Consider the following 17,286-nt stretch of genomic DNA (forward strand, 5'->3'; position numbering starts at 1 on the left):
TTATCCTTTTAGATATTTAAATTATGCTTTGTAAATTTTTACTGCACATTTTTTAAAGTCTGTTTGTTTTGACATTGGACATGTAGCATCCAAACATACTTTATTGATAAATACTTTTTCATCGAACCAAGGTACAAATACTAGCCCTCTAGGAGGTCTATTTCTACCACGAGTCTCAACTCTAGCTTTTACTTTACCACGACGTGATTCTACCCAGCATAAGCCGCCTTGTTTAAGGTCTTTAGCTTCTGCGTCTTTTGGATGCATATAACATAATGCTTCAGGAACCGCACGATATAGTTCAGGTACACGCATAGTCATAGTTCCTGAATGCCAGTGTTCTAGTACACGACCTGTACATAACCAAACATCGTAGTTTGCATCCGGCATTTCCGGTGGATCCATGTACGGACGAGCAAATATTTTAGCTTTGTTTGCTAAAGATTTCTTATCTTTAACTTTAACACCGCTTAAGTCACCGGAAGGAAGTGCTTTTGCAATTGACCCGTAGAACGCATGTGAATTACCTGTGTCTTTAGTAGCTTTTGCCGCATAAGGATCGTATTTAGCATTAAATCTCCATGCTGTCTCTTTTCCATCAACAACAGGCCATTTAAGACCACGTACTTTGTGATAAACATCAAACGGTGCAAGGTCATGACCATGTCCGCGAGTAAATGCAGCATACTCTTCCCAAAGGTATTTTTGAAGGAAGAAACCATACCCTTTAAATATTTTTCCGTCACTTCCGACAACATTTCTGCTATCTCCGTAACATTCAGTATTGTCGTATCCTTTTTGAATAGGATCGCTTTGGTCAAGTGCATAAGTTTTAGCAATTTTATTAGCAAAAAGTATCTCAAAAAGAGTTGTATCTTCATTGTATCCCATTGCTTTTGCTTTGTCGATAACGCTTGGAAGTGCCTCTTTTCTTGGACCTGACGGTGCATATTCGCCCCATACTTCTTTAACTGTAAATCTTTTTGAAAGCTCAACCCATTGCCATGTATCACTCATCGCATCTCCAACAGGAAGAACTTGTTGTCTCCAGTGTTGAGTTCTGCGCTCAGCATTACCGTAAGCTCCCCACTTCTCATAAATCATAGCAGATGGTAAGATAAGGTCTGATACTTTAGCTGAAATACCAGGGTATCCATCAGAAGTAACGATAAAGTTATCCATTTCACGAGCTGCTTTAATCCAGTGATGAGCAGATGCAGAGTCTTGGTAAGGATTACAAACATTTACCCATGCAAATTTGATTAAGCCATCTTCGATGTCACGGTGAATTTTCATAATGTGTTGTACACCCACACCGTTTAGTGTTCCTTCAGGAACCATCCATTTGTTCTCAGCAATTTTTCTGTGTGCAGGGTTTGCAACCATCATATCTGCAGGAAGTCTATGTGTAAATGTACCAACTTCACGAGCAGTACCACAAGCAGAAGGTTGACCAGTTAAAGAGAACGCTCCAGAACCAGGAACAGCTTGTTTGTTTAACATAAAGTGAACATTGTATGAAAGAGTATTACACCATGTACCGCGTGTATGTTGATTCATACCCATTGTCCAGAAAGATACTACTTTTCTACCTTTTTCAATATAAAGATTTGCTAATGCTTGAAGTTTAGCTTTAAAATCTTCAATATTTTCATCAGGATTACCTTTTACGATATTCGCAGTATAATCAAGTGTATAAGGCTCTAAAGATTTTTTATAATCTTCAAATGATATTTCCCAGTGAGCTAAAGTACCGGCAGTATGTTTCATAGTGTCGCCGGCTTTATATCCGTACGGCTCTAATGCAGGTCCCTCTTTATGAGATACGACTTTACTCATCTCTTTAGAAATCGTTTCCATTTCTAAAGCACTGTATTTACCTGCTTTAAGAGACTTTTCGCCCTCTCTTCTCATACCGTAACCAATATTTACAGGACCGGTTGCAAAAATCATATGTTTCTTAACGAAATCCCAGTCAATAATTTTTTCAGCATCATCTCTCATTACGATTTCTCTAGCAACATAGTTCCATAGAGCAGTATCCGTATTTGGAGAGAAGATAATTTCAATATCAGCTAAGTCAGAAGTTCTGTGTGTATATGTTTGAATTGATACGACTTTTACTCTGTCTGGATCAGAAAGTTTTCTATCTGTTACACGAGACCAAAGAATAGGGTGCATCTCTGCCATGTTTGAACCCCAAGATACGATTGTATCAGTAAGCTCGATATCATCATAACATCCTGAAGGCTCATCAACACCGAAAGTTTGGTAAAAACCAACAACAGCAGATGCCATACAGTGACGAGCATTCGGGTCGATTGCATTTGAACGTAATCCAGCTTTCATCATTTTTTGAGCTGCATAACCTTCCATAATCGTGTATTGACCAGATGCAAAAATACCAACAGCCTCAGGTCCGCCTGATTTAAGTGCTTTTTTAATGTTGACTTCCATCTCATCAAAAGCTCTTTCCCATGATACCGGAACAAATTTACCTTTTTTGTCAAATTTGCCGTTAGCATCAACTCTTAGTAACGGTTGAGTAAGTCTATCCGCACCGTACATAATCTTAGCATTAAAGTAACCTTTAATACAGTTAAGACCTCTGTTTACCGGTGCAGCAGGGTCTCCTTTAACAGCAACGATTTTACCGTTTTTTGTTGCCATCATAATACCACAACCCGTACCGCAGAAACGACAAGCTGCCTTGTCCCATCTCCAGTCGCCTTCAGCTTCGTTTGCTGCTGCACTTAGCTCTGCCGGTACACTCATACCGATTGCTGCTGCTGCAGATGCCGCCGCTGAACTTTTAAGAAATTCTCTTCTTGAAAGTGACATATTTTCTCCTGTTTAATAATTTTTTAAGACACTATAGTACGAAACCACTGCATCTCACTATTTTTTGTTAAGGTGTCCATTAACGAGGTTTATATTAGCACTTTGAAGGTTTTAAAATCTTTGACCTAAGTCAAAACAATTAGTTTTCAAGATTAAGATTATTTTTATTTATAAAAGTGTGAATATAAGTAGCATTAAAAATAAGAATAAGATTTTGAAATTATAATTACTGCTGTTAAGACTTAAGCTCTTGACAGCTTTTAATTAAATTATCCAACTCTTTTTTTAAATTTGAGAGTTTTTTTGTCGAATTTATTAGCTCTTCAGTTGACTCTATTACCATGTCTTCGCTGTTATTTAGGTGTTTTGAAGCGAGTGATTTGTCTTTTAACTCATCTAAGATAGTATCGAACTCATCCGTTAGCTCTTCTAGTTTTGATGAAGCTTTTTGAGATTGAAGAAGTGCTTCGTTTGAGTACTCCATAGCAGAGTTGATTTTTTTGATAAAACAGTTGATAGTGTCGCTTACTTCTACGATTTCACTCTCACTTTCAGCTTCAAGCTTAAGAGGAATAAGGCTTGATATATCTTCATTGTTTACCAGCATTTTTGAGTACTGCATAAATGAATCTACATGTGATTCGATAGACTTTAATTGCAAAAGCGAATAGATAAAAAGTAAAAAGAGTATAGCTCCAGAAGAGTATTGAAATGTTTTTATAAAATTTGTTTTATCTTCACTGTGATTAGTGTACATGGTAACCAATTTATCGACGTTGTTTAGAAGGATAGTATTATGTTTGTATATAGAAACGACAATTTTTTCAAGCTCTTCTTTTTTTTCAGGAGTCACATTTGTTATGAGTTTAAAATTTTGAACGTCTTCATAAAATTTTTCCCATAATTTGCCTACTTCCATAAGCTGATTTGATATTTGATATGTCGGAACAACCAATATTCCTTTGTCATGGTTGCCGTGTCTTAAAGTATTTAAACCCTCTATAAACTCATCACAAGCCAAATTTAATTCATAAAAATCATGTGTATTGTTGTAGTAAACATAAAAGATATTTTTTGCAATCTTTTGCGTTAACATTCTTTGTTTGCCGGCGATATTAATCAGTAGAGCATCTTTGATATTTTGTTGATTTAGATATATTGTAGTTCCAATTACGCTTGCCATTAAAAATATTAATATAGCACCGATAAATTTTATTTTTGTACTGATTTTATTTGTTTTAATCACGATGCTTCGCCTTTATATATATTTTGGAGTAATTGTTTGTTTAGAATTACTACATTTGAGTTTTCAATATCTATAATTGAACTTCTTTTGAGCTTTTTAAGAACTCTTGATAGAGTCTCAGGCTGAATATGAAGCATAAAAGAGACCTCATGTCTCTTTAAAGAGTTAAACATCTCTAAATCATCACACAAAGTAAAAGCAACTTTTGCAGTTGCATCAAAAACCAGCTCTCTGTTAACTACACAGTGAAGTTGTTGAGTTTTTAGCAGTATCTCATTAATGAATTCGTTGTTAAGTATGTTTTTTGATAAAAAGTGTGTTTTAAGTTCTAAAAAATCAACCTCTAACACAATACTCTCTTCCATAAATTCGGCATTAGAGAAGCAGTGTATAGTGTCATTTTCTAAAGTAGTAAGTTCAGAAATAAGCGAGTTTTTATGTATATAATATAAAAAAATTTCATTTTCAAATTTATCAATTTTATATACTTTTAAAAGTCCCGATACTAAAAAAAATATTTTGTTATTTGTGTCGTTTTCATAAAAAAGTATGGAGTTTTTGGGATAAGTAATTATTTTTGACATGTTATCGATAAGAGTTAGTTTTTTACTATCTAAAGAACTAAAAAAAGATAGCCGTTTAATATAATTTAGTTTTTCATTCATTACTGTTTTTTACTTTTTTAAAAAAATTATCGATATAAAATTTTATGCGGCATGTATTTTATCATAAAAGATATTTTTTTAAAAACAATTTCTTATATTTGGTATAGTGTTTGCTCCTAAATAAATTAAAGGTATTCTCTAGGAAGATGTCGTGAATTTTATAAAAACTTTAAAATTAAAAAGTAAGCTTGTTTTTGTTTTTATAATAATTATAATAGGGCTAATAATTATCGGTCTTATGGGTGGTCTAAATCTTAATTTGATGAAAAAAAATTTAGATTCACTTTATTTTGGCTCACTGGTTCCTGTTGTAGAACTTAACCGTATTCTTCAAACTTATCACAGTAAATTAAATATTGTTATGTACAAAGCTAAAAATTCACAGATGGATAAAGATAAGGTTAAATCACAAATAAAAAGTGCAATAGATATAATTGAAAAAGAGTGGAAAAACTATGAATCTCATTTTAAAAGAGATGATGAATTAAAGTACATACAATACACCGCAACAGAGATAAAAAATGTGAATAGATATTTTTTAGATACCGTAAATTTAGATAAAAATATAGTACAAGATATATCGTTAGAGAGTATTGAGAGACAAATTACTCATATTGACAAAGTTATAAAAAAACTTATAGATTATGAGGTAGAAGTTGCAAAGTACGATAGAAAAAATTTCTTAAAACTTTATGACTCTATTTTATTTCAAGTAGGCTCTATTTTGGTAATGGTTATTTTTGGCATCGTAGTAATTTCTTACTATGTGTTTAAAAGTATTCAAAATGACCAAACCGCTCTTGAACTAACTACAAAAAAATTAAAAAGAGCGAATAAAAGACTTGAGAATGCATCATATACCGACTCTTTGACAGGGTTATACAATAGAAGATATTTTAATATTGTTTATGACAGAGAGCTAAAACGTGCCAAAAGAACCAATAGTTATATAGCATTTATGATGCTTGATATTGACTATTTTAAACAGTATAACGATACGTACGGTCACATAGAGGGAGATTTCGCTCTTAAGAGCGTTGCAAAAGTTTTACAAGATACTCTTAAACGCCCAGGTGATTTTGTATTTAGATTAGGTGGAGAGGAGTTTGGAATATTACTTACAGATACTTCAGAATCTAATTGTAAGCTTATGGCTAACGAGGTTTGCGACTTAATTAGAGCTAGAGAAATTAGGCATGAAAGCTCTAAGGTAAATCAATTTGTTACTATATCAATAGGAGTGGCAGGTTGTGAGGCAGATGAGTCTCTAAATGAAGATGCGTTAATCACACGTGCAGATGAGATGCTTTATGAAGCAAAAGAGAGCGGAAGAGATAGGTACTGTATGAGTACTTATGTAAGTAAGGCAAGTATTAAAGAGATAAATCAAGAAGATAATATATAGGCTTTATCTATCTTTGACTCTTCAAAGATAGATAAAAAGATATGGATTAAACTAATCCTTGCTCTATCATAGCGTCTGCTACTTTTCTAAATCCTGCGATATTTGCACCTAATACTAGGTTTGTAGGCTCGCCAAATTCAGCTGCAGTTGTACTTGCACTTGTATATATATTTTTCATAATTTGAGCAAGTTTTGTATCAACTTCTTCAAAAGTCCAGTTAACCATAGAAGCATTTTGTGCCATCTCAAGCTGACTTGTAGCAACACCGCCGGCATTTGCAGCTTTACCTGGACCGTAAGAGATTTTTGACTCTACAAAAAGATCAACAGCCTCTGGAGTTGAAGGCATATTTGCACCCTCGCTTATACAAACACAACCGTTTGCTAGAAGATTTTTCGCATCATTTAGATTTAACTCATTTTGCGTAGCACTTGGAAATGCTGCATAGCAAGGAATTGTATAAACACCGTTACAATCCTCTGGATACTCTTCAATAGGAGTGTATTTTGCATTTGGTCTATGTTTTACATACTCCGTAAGTCTCTCACGTCTAACCTCTTTTAAATCTTTTAAAAGTTCTAAATCAATTCCATCTTCATCATGAATCATACCGTTAGAATCACTACATGTAATAGGGATAGCTCCTAGATGGTAAAGTTTTTCAATAGTGTAGATAGATACATTTCCGCTTCCTGAAACTACACATTTTTTACCCTCTAATGTCTCGCCTCTATCTTCAAGCATATATTTTGCAAAGTAAACAGCGCCATATCCCGTAGCTTCTGTACGTGCCAGTGAACCACCCCATTTAAGTGATTTACCTGTTAAAACACCCTCATATTTGTTGGCAAGTTTTTTATACATACCAAACATATAGCCGATTTCTCTACCTCCAACACCGATATCGCCCGCAGGAACATCCGTATTTGCACCGATATGTCTAAATAGTTCGCTCATAAAAGCTTGACAAAATCTCATAATTTCATTGTTAGATTTGCCTTTAGGATTAAAATCACTTCCGCCTTTTCCGCCTCCGATTTGAAGACCTGTTAAAGAGTTTTTAAATATCTGCTCAAAACCTAAAAATTTGATAACACCAGCATTTACGCTAGGATGGAATCTAAGACCCCCTTTATATGGTCCAAGTGCCGAGTTAAACTCTATCCTATAACCTTTGTTTACTTGAATAACACCATTGTCATCAACCCAGTTTACACGAAAGAGTATCTGTCTCTCAGGCTCTACAATTCTCTCTATAATCTTATGTTCTCTATACTTTGGGTATTTTTCCATCAATGGACGAAGAGATTCAAGTACCTCTTCGGCAGCTTGGTAAAACTCTTTTTGAGACGGGCTTGATCTCTTTAGGTATTCAAAAACTTCTTTTACATACGGCATATATTTTCCTTAATTTTAAAATAGGAAAAGATACTACTCTAAAAAAAGTTAAAAAAGTGTAAATATAGGTAAAATTTAATGAATTTTTTAAAAAATCGCTTAAAATTTAATCAATTTTCACTTGACTACTTCACTATTTTTTGATAGGCTGATATTGAAGTGATAAGGAGCAGAGTATGAAAATAGAACAAAATCTTTTTGATGAAGCAAAAAATATAGCAAAAAATTGGCAGTTATATATAGATGAGCATAGAGAAAAAAGTGAGAAGAAATTTCACGACACAATGCGAAGGATGTTAAAAGATGAGCAAAACAAGATATTTTTAATTGAGCTTTTAGACCAGAGTTTTCGCTCAAACAATCCCCATAGAGTAGCTAATCAGCTCGAATATATATTTAACAAATATAAAGATACCACTTTTTTTAGTAATTTAGAGGAGTTGCTTGTACTCTCTTTTTTAAAAGTAGGTGTACATGTACCGGATATCTCCATACCTATTTTTATAAAGTATCTTAGACGTGATGTAAAAGATATAGTTCTTTACGGCGAAGAAGAGCCTCTTATAGAGCATATAAAAAAGAGAAAAGAGGAGAAAACTCGCGTAAATATAAACATAATCGGCGAGATAGTTTTAGGCGAAAAAGAGGCTAATGAAAGAGTAGAAAAATATATAAAAACACTCCAAAATCCCAATATTGACTATATCTCTATAAAAATCTCTACACTGTTTTCGCAGATAAACCCTTTGGCTCATGAGTGGAGTGTTGAGCAAATATCAAATAAACTGCAAAAAATATATGAGATTGCATTAGAGAAAAACAAGTTTGTAAATCTTGATATGGAAGAGTATAAAGATGTCAGCCTGACAATAGATGTCTTGAAAAATACGCTCTCATTAGAGAGATTTAAAAATCTTTATGCGGGAATTGTTCTTCAAACTTATCTGCCCGATACTCTTGAACTTGCAAAAGATTTGGTCTATTGGGCAAAAAGTAGAGTAGAAAACGGCGGAGCACCCGTAAAAGTTCGTCTGGTTAAAGGTGCAAATCAGGAGATGGAGTTAACAGAGGCTAGTCTAAGAGGCTGGGAGTGTGTGACTTACACAAAAAAATCTCAAAGTGATGCTAATTACAAAGTAGTGATGGAGTATCTTTTAAGTAGCGAAGTTGCTTCTTTTGTACATGTAGGAGTCGCTTCACACAATCTTTTTGATCATGCTCTTGGAATGCTCCTCTCACGTGAGAGAAAAGTTGAGGAGTTTTATACTGCGGAAATGTTAGAAGGAATGAGTGAGACTGCTTACAGAGTTTTGAAAAAAGAGGGATTAAATGTCATACTTTATGCTCCTACCGCTACACAAAAAACTTTTACAAATGCAATAGCTTATCTTGTTAGAAGATTTGATGAAAATACCGCAAAACAAAACTTTTTAAGACACAGTTTCGGACTTAAAGTGGATTCTTCTTCATGGCAGACTCTTATAAAGAGTTATGATGACTCACTAGAGGAGATAAAAGATTTAAAGCTTACTCCGTACCGTATTCAAGATAGAAACAAAGAGATACAAAAAACTGATATTGATTTAGATAACTACATGTATAAAAGTGAGGCAGATACCGATTTTGTGCTTCCTCAAAATAGAAAATGGGCAGAGTCTATAGCTTATAAGTGGAAAAATATCTCAAAAAGTGGCGGATACCATGCAAGAGCAGTTGTCGGGTCAATTGAGATACAGAATGATGATATTGTAGAAGTAATAGATAAGTCACAATATCATCAAAATATTATCGTAGGTTCTTACGCAAGAGCAAATAAAACAGATATGCAAAAGGCAGTTGAAGTCGCTAAAGCCGACCCTGACGGATGGAGAGCGCTTAGTTCAAAAGAGCGGCAAAAGATACTTATGCATGTGGCAGATGAGTTTAGAAAAAAAAGAGGCGATTTAATAGGCATAGCCGCTGCCGAGGTAGGAAAAGTTTTTAGCGAGAGTGATGTTGAGGTTTCAGAAGCGATAGACTTTTTAAACTTTTATCCATATAGTGTTAGAGAGATTGAGAAATTGGATAACTTACATGTAACGCCAAAAGGGGTTGGACTTGTCATTAGTCCATGGAATTTTCCAATAGCGATTCCCACAGGCGGCATTGCGGCATCTCTTGCTACAGGAAATACCGTAATTCTAAAACCGGCATCTGATGCAGTTTTATGTGCAAAGATGGTTTGTGAGTGTTTTTGGAGTGCAGGGGTTAGTAAAAATACACTTCAGTTTCTTCCATCAAGCGGAGCTTTGGCGGGAGATGAACTTATCACTAACAAAGATATAGATTTTACTATATTTACGGGTGGCGAGCAGACCGCTTATAGCATGATAAAACAGCGTCCTGATATACATCTTAGTGCAGAGACGGGCGGAAAAGATGCAACTATCGTTACGGCCATGAGTGATCATGAACAGGCTGTAAAAAATGTAGTTGCTTCCGCATTTAACAACTCAGGACAGAAGTGTTCTGCTACCTCTTTGCTTGTCTTAGAAGATGAACTTTACAGTGATGAGAATTTTAAAAGAGTTTTAATAGACGCGGTATCGTCTGTTGAGGTTGGTTCAGTTTGGGATTTAAAAAATAGAATCGGAGCATTATCTTCAAAGCCATCGGGTAACCTTAAAAAAGCACTTGAATATCTTGATGATGGTGAAGAGTGGCTTATAAAGCCAAGTTATGCAGACAGTAACAACCCTTACATGTTAAAACCATCCATCAGATGGGGAACTAAAAAAGGTGATTTTTGCCACATGAACGAGCTTTTTGGACCTGTTCTTAGCGTAATGCATGCAAAAGATTTGGATGATGCCATAGAAATCGTAAACTCTACAGGTTATGGTTTGACATCAGGGTTAGAGAGTTTGGATGAGAGAGAACAAGATATTTGGAAAAACAGGCTTAAAGCAGGAAACCTATATATAAACAGAGGTACAACAGGTGCAATTGTTATCCGCCAACCTTTTGGCGGTATGGGAAAATCGGCAATCGGAAGCGGAAAAAAAGCTGGCGGATTTAACTATGTAACACAGTTTATGAATATAAAATCAACCAAAATTGATGAAGTACAAATGATAGAGGAAAATTTTGATTGTTGGTACGAGAGCGAATTTAGCAAAGAGCATGACTATGCAAATATTAGAGGCGAGAGCAATGTTATAAGATATTTAAGTGTTGAGAGTGTTTTTTTCAGATTTGAGCAGAGTGATGTTTTGAGTGAGATAGTAGCATCCATAAAAGCGGCAAATCTAGCAGGTGCAAAGATACATGTCTCACTCCCTAAAAAGATAGATAGTGAAGCGTTGGTATGGCTTATAAACAGCTCAAAAGAGATACTCAAAGATAGGGATGTGTTGAAGCTAGAAGATGAAGACGAGATGATAGAATCTATGAAAAAAGCTAAAAGAATCAGGTTTTTAAATCCTTTACATGTAAGCAAAAAAATATATTATGCTCTTAAAAATGAGGCAAAACATATATCAAGCGAGCCTTTTGTAGCTAACGGCAGGATAGAACTTCTTCACTACTTTATAGAACAGAGCGTTACAAACTCATATCATAGATACGGAAATCTAGGAGCTAGAGGTTTAAGTAAAGAGTAGTTTAGCACTAACACTTCGCTAATGCTCTTTTGCAATACTTTTACTCTTCTAATAGAAGAATAATGAGTAAAAGGAGTCAATTATGGGTAGAGGTTTTGGTCAAAGTGGATTCGGCGGTGGTTTTTCAGGCTATAGCGGTAATTCAATAAGTAGTTTTGGCGGATTTGGATATGGCGGCGGTTTTTCAGGTAACGGAGGCGGATTCGGATATGGACGTAGCCCCTATTTTAGCAATGAAGCTCTTTCTGTTTCAGAAAGCGAAGCGCAATCTCTGCTTTATGTTATTGAAAAAGAGAAGATGATGCATGAAATATATGTAGAACTTTCTGAACAAACCGAATTAGACGAGTTTGATTTTGCATCATTTTTAGAGGGAAGACAATACGATAAACTTCTTTTTACAGCTGATAGGTTAGATGTAGATACAAGCTCTTTATCAACTGAAACCGGAGTGTTTAGCAATGCAGAGATTCAGAATATTTATGATACGCTTATGTTAGAAGCATCTGTTTCTACGGAGGCAGCAGTAAATGTAGCTATTTATATGGAAGAGAGTGCTATTGCAGAATTAGAGGTTATAACAGATAACACAGAATCTATTTTATTGGAACGGGTTTATTTTGGTTTAGAAAATTCATCTCTAAACCAAATAAATATTTTTGAATCTATCGCTTAATTAAATGACAAAAGTATAATTCGTAAGGAAGAGGAATTGAAAATTTTATTTTTAGAAGATGACTCTATACTAGGCGAAACGATATATGAGATGCTTACAGAAGCCGGATATAAAACTACATGGGTTATTGACGGTGATGAGGCATCCGAAGCTGCTTATAACGAGGATTATGATTTATATATTTTTGATATAAATGTTCCTAAAATTGATGGATTTGATTTAGTCGAGTATCTGCGTGGTGCAGAGGATAAGACACCTGTTATTTTCATAAGCGCTATGAGTGATATTGCTGCTATTTCAAAGGGTTTCTCTGTCGGTGCAGAGGATTATATAAAAAAACCGTTTTATCCTCAAGAGCTTTTGCTCAGAATTGAAGCACGGTTTTTGCATCAAGATAAAGTCTTGGAGTTTAAAAACATTACCTACTCTTTTTTAGAAAACGAGGTAAAAATAGAAGGTAAAGTTTTATCACTAGGCGATGTTCAAGGGGCATTTTTAAGACTTTTTATCTCAAATATAGGCAGAACTATAAGTAAAGAGAGTCTCTTTGATTTGATGGAACATCCAAGTCATAGTGCTCTTCGAGTTGCTATAAACAAACTAAAGCAGACTACGGGATGGGAGATACAAAACATCAGAGGAGTAGGGTACCGCCTTGAGAAGAGCTGAGAAAGAGTCGTTTTTAAAAAGTTTCGGTGTTTTTTTTCTATCACTTGCTTTTTTAAGCGGTGTGCTTGCATACTTAGAGTACAAACAATTGACTCATGATTTACAAGAGAAAATATATAACGAGATGCGTATATGCGGTTATGATTTAAAATGTAATAAATATGAATTTGATTTCGTATTTATTGATTCAAAAGAGTTATATCGCCTCAATATTACTTCTAAAGAGCTTTTTGCACTATTCCCTATACCAAAAAATGATTCACATGTTTTAAAACTTGCTCTATCACAAAAAGATTATAAAAAAGAACTACAATATGAACAAAAAAAAGTTTTTATCCTCTTTATGTGGGCACTTTTTGTTATAGCTATTATTTCCGTTTTATTTTCGGTATATGCTCTTTATCCTCTTCGCAGGGCACTTCATTTAACAGAGGAGTTTAGCAGGGATATTTTACATGATTTAAACACTCCTCTGTCTGCTTTGCGCTTAAATGTAAGCCGCTTAGAGGTAATGCCAAAAGATGAGCGAAAATTGCAAAGAATCTCTCAAAGTATAGACACCATAGTTTCACTCGGAGATAACTTGCGCAGTTATCTTGAAAAACATGAGTATCATAGAGAGCTGTTTGATTTAAGGGAGCTTGTAAAAGAGAGATTATCGGTATATATGAAACTCTATCCAAATATCAATTTTGAGTTTAAAGATGAGCCACTATTTTTAAACACAAATTACAGTGCGATAAAACGAATCGTCGATAATCTTATAGATAATGCCGCAAAATATAACCGTAATAAAGGTTTTGTAAAAATTTATATAGACTCTTTAGCATCTCTTTTACATGTAGAAGATAACGGCAAAGGGATAGAGCATCCTGATAAAATATTTGAGCGTTTTTATAAAGAGAGCAAGGATGGAGCAGGTATCGGGCTAAATATAGTAAAAAAATTTTGTGATGAACTTAAAATAGATATAAAAGTTAAAAGTGAAATAAATAGTGGAACAATTTTTACTCTTGATTTAAAAGAACTTAATTCAAAGAGTGTATAAAAGGATATATTATGAGTTATAAAATATATATAATTTTGTTAATTATGGGCATGATAAATCTCGTAAATGCCGAGTCAATAAATGAGCAGATAGAAGCAGTAAAAAATGCAAACCCAAAAGAGAGAGTTGAGATGATGAACCGTCTTAAAGTTCAGATTGCCAAAATGAATGAGCAGGAACGTTTTAATACTCTTGAGATGATTCAAAAAAATATGAATTTTCAAAATAAAGGTTTTCAAAACAGTATAAGAAATAAAAATATAAATGATAGAAATAACAAATCGCATCAGTTTCGTTTTAAAAGTGGAGCTTCAATGGGAGTTAAGCAGCAAGGAAATCATTAATGTTGAGGGTGATCTTTTTATTGCTGTTTATCGTCACTTTTGCATTTGGTTATGATGATAGTGATTTGGACGGAGTTGAAGATATGCTTGACAAGTGTCCGCAAACACCTTTTAGTGAGTTGGTAGATTTGAGTGGATGTAGCGTAAAAAAGATAGATAAGAAAATCTCTTTAGATATAATTACAGGTATAAGATACTCTCAAGTTAACTATTCGTCGCAGCAACGCGGGGATACCGTTACCTTTTCATTTCAAAGTGATATTTATATAGATAGTTGGAATATAGAACTATTTACTTCAAAATACTATTCAAAGATAGGTGCAAAAAACAAAAGCGGTTTTGATGATACGGTAATTACTCTTTTTTACAAATATCCCATTAGCGAAAAACTTTCGTTAAACAGCGGTGTAGGAGTAATTTTACCAACTTATGAAAGCGGCTATGATAACGAAAAAACAGATTATTCGATTTATGGCGGATTTGAGTACTTGCTGGATATTCCGGCGTATTTGTTTGGAAATTTAGGTTACACATCGGTAAAAGATTCCGACACCTCATTGGTTAAATATCAGAATATTTCAAACTACTCTATAGGTATCGGATATATGATTAACTTTAAAAATTCACTCTCTTTGTCATACAATCAAAATAGCAGTATTTACAAAGATATCGAGGATATTAAAACCGTAAGAGCAGGGTACTCTTATAGAGTTGATTTACATTGGTTTTTTTGTGCAGATTATGATTATGGATTAAATGAACAATCTAGCAACCATTCTTTGTTATTGAGAATAGGATACGGCTTTTAATAAGGGTAAAATATATTTATGAAAACTATTTTTTTAATTTTAAAATAAGAGCAAACAGCTTTATTAATAGGAAAATGAAATGAACACAATAAAAACATTAAAAGAGATTAGTCATTCGCATAGTTTTGATACGGTTAATCCAATTGCAAAGAAAAATACACTTTATGCTACGTTTTTAACTTTTGCGACAATGATAGTAGAAATCATCGGTGGATATTACTACAACTCTATGGCGCTTTTAGCCGATGGTTGGCATATGAGTTCACATGCACTTGCTCTTGGTATGGCATATATGGCATATGTTATGGCACACAAGTACGCAAATGATACAAGATTTAATTTTGGAACTTACAAAATTGAAGTTTTAGGAGGCTATACGAGTGCAATTTTGCTTGTCGTTGTCGCTTTTTTTATGTTTTATCATTCAGTTGAGAGAATAATAAATCCAACTCAAATTGCATATAAAGAGGCGATTATTATTGCCATCGTAGGACTTATTGTAAATCTTATTTGTGCTTGGCTTTTAAAAAACGACCACCACCATCACGATCACGACCACAATCACAATCCCAATCACTCTCATGAACATCATCATGACGTCAATCTAAAAGCCGCCTATATTCATGTACTAACAGATGCACTTACTTCTATTTTGGCAATTACGGCTCTAATCGGCGGAATATTATGGGGAGCTTCTTGGCTTGATCCGGTTATGGGAATAGTAGGGTCAGTTTTAGTAACAATCTGGGCGATAGGACTTATAAAACAATCGGGAAAAATTTTACTTGATGCAACCATGGATGAGCCGATTGTTAAAGAAATTATGGACGTCATAAACTCTTTGGAAGATAAAATTATTATAGAAGATTTACATGTTTGGAGAGTCGGCAAAGGTAAATATGGGTGTATTCTTACTTTAAGTTCAAAAAATGAAATAAATATAAAAAATATAAAACAAGAACTTTCAATTCATGAAGAGTTAGTGCATATTAACGTGGAGATAATTTAAGCTGTAGCGGCCTCTTTTATTTCACTAGAGCCTCTATATCTTTTTTAACTCTCTCAAACTCTAAACCATAACTAAAACAACTCTCTAAAGTACAAGCCAAAAACATCTCCTCTTTTTCAAAATGTTTATAAACAAAAGGATACTTTATCTCTTCATTTTTAAAAGTTGCAAGAGCTGCCGTTGGGTAGTTTGACGGGTAATCCTATAATTATAGGCAAATAAAAGTGCTTCCAAAGTGTCAAAGGATTATAAATATGAAAATACTACTTTTAGAAGACGATGAATTTATCTGCAAAGAGATTAAATTACGATTAATAAAAGCCGTCTCTAAAATATATAAGAAGCGAGTATGCTTATATTGTTCATCTTTTTTTCTGTGTATTCTCTATAAATATCCGCTTCGTATTTTAGCTTCAAAAGATATGCACTGCCGTCTTGCGGGGCATACATGTTGGCTCTGTCGCTTATTACATGTATAATTTTTGCCTCTGCGCTAACTTCATCTGCACCTAAATTTTGCAAAAGCAGACAAAAAAATATAAGTAGAGTCGTTTTTTTCATAATTTTCCTTAAAATAAAGTGCAAACAATACAATAACGAGATATTTGTGTCAATTTTTATATTTAAAAAGTAAGTACCTTATCACTTGCGATAACCCAATCGGCAAGAATTTGCATAGTAGAAGATACCTTTTCATCAAAGTAGGGTTCATTTTTAAACAATCCGCAACGAGCGTTACATGTACCGCATACCTGAAGTTTTGTACCTTTTTCATAAAGTTCTTTTAGCATAGCAACCAAATCATAATCGTAGCTATCGGGCTTAGAAGTTTTATCGCGAGCCAAATCAACGGCATCATTCATTAAAAATATATTTACCTCTTCGCCGCTTTTAACAAGTGTTTTTGCCAAACGAAGTGCATTCCATGTCACATCTGTTCCGTCATACGGTTGATGATTTAAAATAATAGTCGTCATCTTTTTTCCTTTAATATTGTTATACCTAAGCCTGTTTGAATAGGATAGCCGGCTTGTGCCCAACCTTTTAAACCGCTTTGCAGAGTTGTTGCATTTTTGTATCCCATTTTTCTTAGTACTTGAGCAGCAAGTGCGCCGCGACCGCCTTTACGACAAAATGTTACGATAATCGCATCTTTGTCGGTAATCTTTTGGGCTACATCCCATTCCAAATTTCCGCGAGTGATTGCGATAAACTGGTCTTGATTTAACTCACTTGAGGGGATATTTCCTTCGGCTCTTTGTTCGCTCTCTCTTACATCAAGAACAATCACATCCTCGCCCTCATCAAGCATAGATTTTAGTTTCTGCGGGATAATTTCGCCAACCTCTTTTTTTGCATTGTTGATTAAATCCATTTTACTCATAGAGTCTGCCATCAATGCAGTTGTTGCTAATAATGCAAGTGCTAAGAGTATTTTTTTCATAAGATTCCTTTGTGTTAATATTTAGCTAATTAGGCATTTAGCTAAATAGTTAAAACATGGTATAATAATAGAAATAAAATGTCAAGGGTG

The 17,286-nt window shown here is 34.2% G+C and carries 15 protein-coding genes; 8 read left to right on the plus strand and 7 right to left on the minus strand.

Translation table 11 applies throughout. The features are described 5' to 3' along the window. Window positions 1-21: 21 nt before the first annotated feature. The 3 genes from napA to A2530_RS01460 all read right to left on the minus strand — a co-directional run bounded on the left by napA (window position 22) and on the right by A2530_RS01460 (window position 4,752). Window positions 22-2,841: a nitrate reductase catalytic subunit NapA gene (napA, locus tag A2530_RS01450; RefSeq protein ID WP_294884566.1), complete on the minus strand. Its 2,820-nt coding sequence runs from the start codon at window positions 2,839-2,841 to the stop codon at window positions 22-24. Between the two features lie 235 nt (window positions 2,842-3,076). Continuing rightward, the gene (locus tag A2530_RS01455) at window positions 3,077-4,087 is read right to left on the minus strand and encodes a type IV pili methyl-accepting chemotaxis transducer N-terminal domain-containing protein (RefSeq protein WP_294884565.1); all 1,011 of its coding nucleotides are present in this window, start codon (window positions 4,085-4,087) and stop codon (window positions 3,077-3,079) included. Further along, on the minus strand, window positions 4,084-4,752 hold the full coding sequence (locus tag A2530_RS01460; RefSeq protein ID WP_294884564.1) for a Crp/Fnr family transcriptional regulator: 669 nt from the start codon (window positions 4,750-4,752) through the stop codon (window positions 4,084-4,086). The genes A2530_RS01455 and A2530_RS01460 overlap by 4 nt, the downstream gene beginning before the upstream one ends. Before the next feature lie 151 nt (window positions 4,753-4,903). Between A2530_RS01460 and A2530_RS01465 the strand changes: the two genes are divergently transcribed. Further along, on the plus strand, window positions 4,904-6,157 hold the full coding sequence (locus tag A2530_RS01465; RefSeq protein WP_294884562.1) for a diguanylate cyclase: 1,254 nt from the start codon (window positions 4,904-4,906) through the stop codon (window positions 6,155-6,157). A 46-nt stretch (window positions 6,158-6,203) separates the two neighbouring features. Here the strand turns inward: A2530_RS01465 and gdhA are convergent, their stop codons facing one another. Further along, window positions 6,204-7,556 (minus strand): NADP-specific glutamate dehydrogenase, encoded by a 1,353-nt coding sequence (gene gdhA / locus A2530_RS01470; RefSeq protein ID WP_294884561.1) that lies wholly within the window; start codon window positions 7,554-7,556, stop codon window positions 6,204-6,206. Between the two features lie 176 nt (window positions 7,557-7,732). Between gdhA and A2530_RS01475 the strand changes: the two genes are divergently transcribed. The 7 genes from A2530_RS01475 (at window position 7,733) to dmeF (ending at window position 15,752) form a co-directional block, all read left to right on the plus strand. Further along, complete coding sequence (locus tag A2530_RS01475) at window positions 7,733-11,197, plus strand: bifunctional proline dehydrogenase/L-glutamate gamma-semialdehyde dehydrogenase (protein WP_294884560.1); 3,465 nt, start codon at window positions 7,733-7,735, stop codon at window positions 11,195-11,197. 82 nt (window positions 11,198-11,279) lie between these two features. After that, window positions 11,280-11,873 carry a DUF2202 domain-containing protein gene (locus A2530_RS01480; RefSeq protein WP_294884559.1) on the plus strand — a complete coding sequence of 198 codons (594 nt, stop codon included), beginning with the start codon at window positions 11,280-11,282 and terminating at the stop codon, window positions 11,871-11,873. 36 nt (window positions 11,874-11,909) lie between these two features. Then, a complete protein-coding gene (locus tag A2530_RS01485) occupies window positions 11,910-12,542 on the plus strand; it encodes a response regulator transcription factor (protein ID WP_294884557.1) in 633 nt (210 codons plus the stop codon). Further along, the gene (locus A2530_RS01490; RefSeq protein ID WP_294884555.1) at window positions 12,529-13,590 is read left to right on the plus strand and encodes a HAMP domain-containing sensor histidine kinase; all 1,062 of its coding nucleotides are present in this window, start codon (window positions 12,529-12,531) and stop codon (window positions 13,588-13,590) included. The genes A2530_RS01485 and A2530_RS01490 overlap by 14 nt, the downstream gene beginning before the upstream one ends. An 11-nt stretch (window positions 13,591-13,601) precedes the next feature. Further along, complete coding sequence (locus tag A2530_RS01495) at window positions 13,602-13,934, plus strand: hypothetical protein (RefSeq protein ID WP_294884553.1); 333 nt, start codon at window positions 13,602-13,604, stop codon at window positions 13,932-13,934. Then, window positions 13,934-14,743, plus strand: a complete 810-nt coding sequence (locus A2530_RS01500) for a hypothetical protein (RefSeq protein ID WP_294884552.1) — start codon at window positions 13,934-13,936, stop codon at window positions 14,741-14,743. The genes A2530_RS01495 and A2530_RS01500 overlap by 1 nt, the downstream gene beginning before the upstream one ends. 79 nt (window positions 14,744-14,822) lie before the next feature. Beyond that, window positions 14,823-15,752: a CDF family Co(II)/Ni(II) efflux transporter DmeF gene (gene dmeF, locus A2530_RS01505; protein ID WP_294884550.1), complete on the plus strand. Its 930-nt coding sequence runs from the start codon at window positions 14,823-14,825 to the stop codon at window positions 15,750-15,752. A 327-nt stretch (window positions 15,753-16,079) separates the two neighbouring features. Here the strand turns inward: dmeF and A2530_RS01510 are convergent, their stop codons facing one another. The 3 genes from A2530_RS01510 to A2530_RS01520 form a co-directional block, all read right to left on the minus strand. Continuing rightward, on the minus strand, window positions 16,080-16,313 hold the full coding sequence (locus A2530_RS01510; RefSeq protein ID WP_294884548.1) for a hypothetical protein: 234 nt from the start codon (window positions 16,311-16,313) through the stop codon (window positions 16,080-16,082). A 62-nt stretch (window positions 16,314-16,375) separates the two neighbouring features. Continuing rightward, window positions 16,376-16,729, minus strand: a complete 354-nt coding sequence (locus tag A2530_RS01515; protein ID WP_294884546.1) for a DsrE/DsrF/TusD sulfur relay family protein — start codon at window positions 16,727-16,729, stop codon at window positions 16,376-16,378. Continuing rightward, window positions 16,726-17,196 carry a rhodanese-like domain-containing protein gene (locus tag A2530_RS01520; protein ID WP_294884544.1) on the minus strand — a complete coding sequence of 157 codons (471 nt, stop codon included), beginning with the start codon at window positions 17,194-17,196 and terminating at the stop codon, window positions 16,726-16,728. The genes A2530_RS01515 and A2530_RS01520 overlap by 4 nt, the downstream gene beginning before the upstream one ends. Between the last annotated feature and the right edge of the window lie 90 nt (window positions 17,197-17,286).

The sequence above is a fragment of the Sulfurimonas sp. RIFOXYD2_FULL_34_21 genome, assembly GCF_001830805.1.
Classification (GTDB): Bacteria; Campylobacterota; Campylobacteria; order Campylobacterales; family Sulfurimonadaceae; genus Sulfurimonas.

Coding starts and splice junctions, on each gene's coding strand:
- napA (WP_294884566.1), bottom strand. CDS start 2,841: ATGTCACTTTCAAGAAGAGAATTTCTTAAAAGTTCAGCGGCGGCATCT.
- A2530_RS01460 (WP_294884564.1), bottom strand. CDS start 4,752: ATGAATGAAAAACTAAATTATATTAAACGGCTATCTTTTTTTAGTTCT.
- gdhA (WP_294884561.1), bottom strand. CDS start 7,556: ATGCCGTATGTAAAAGAAGTTTTTGAATACCTAAAGAGATCAAGCCCG.
- A2530_RS01475 (WP_294884560.1), top strand. CDS start 7,733: ATGAAAATAGAACAAAATCTTTTTGATGAAGCAAAAAATATAGCAAAA.
- A2530_RS01480 (WP_294884559.1), top strand. CDS start 11,280: ATGGGTAGAGGTTTTGGTCAAAGTGGATTCGGCGGTGGTTTTTCAGGC.
- A2530_RS01495 (WP_294884553.1), top strand. CDS start 13,602: ATGAGTTATAAAATATATATAATTTTGTTAATTATGGGCATGATAAAT.
- A2530_RS01500 (WP_294884552.1), top strand. CDS start 13,934: ATGTTGAGGGTGATCTTTTTATTGCTGTTTATCGTCACTTTTGCATTT.
- dmeF (WP_294884550.1), top strand. CDS start 14,823: ATGAACACAATAAAAACATTAAAAGAGATTAGTCATTCGCATAGTTTT.
- A2530_RS01510 (WP_294884548.1), bottom strand. CDS start 16,313: ATGAAAAAAACGACTCTACTTATATTTTTTTGTCTGCTTTTGCAAAAT.
- A2530_RS01515 (WP_294884546.1), bottom strand. CDS start 16,729: ATGACGACTATTATTTTAAATCATCAACCGTATGACGGAACAGATGTG.
- A2530_RS01520 (WP_294884544.1), bottom strand. CDS start 17,196: ATGAAAAAAATACTCTTAGCACTTGCATTATTAGCAACAACTGCATTG.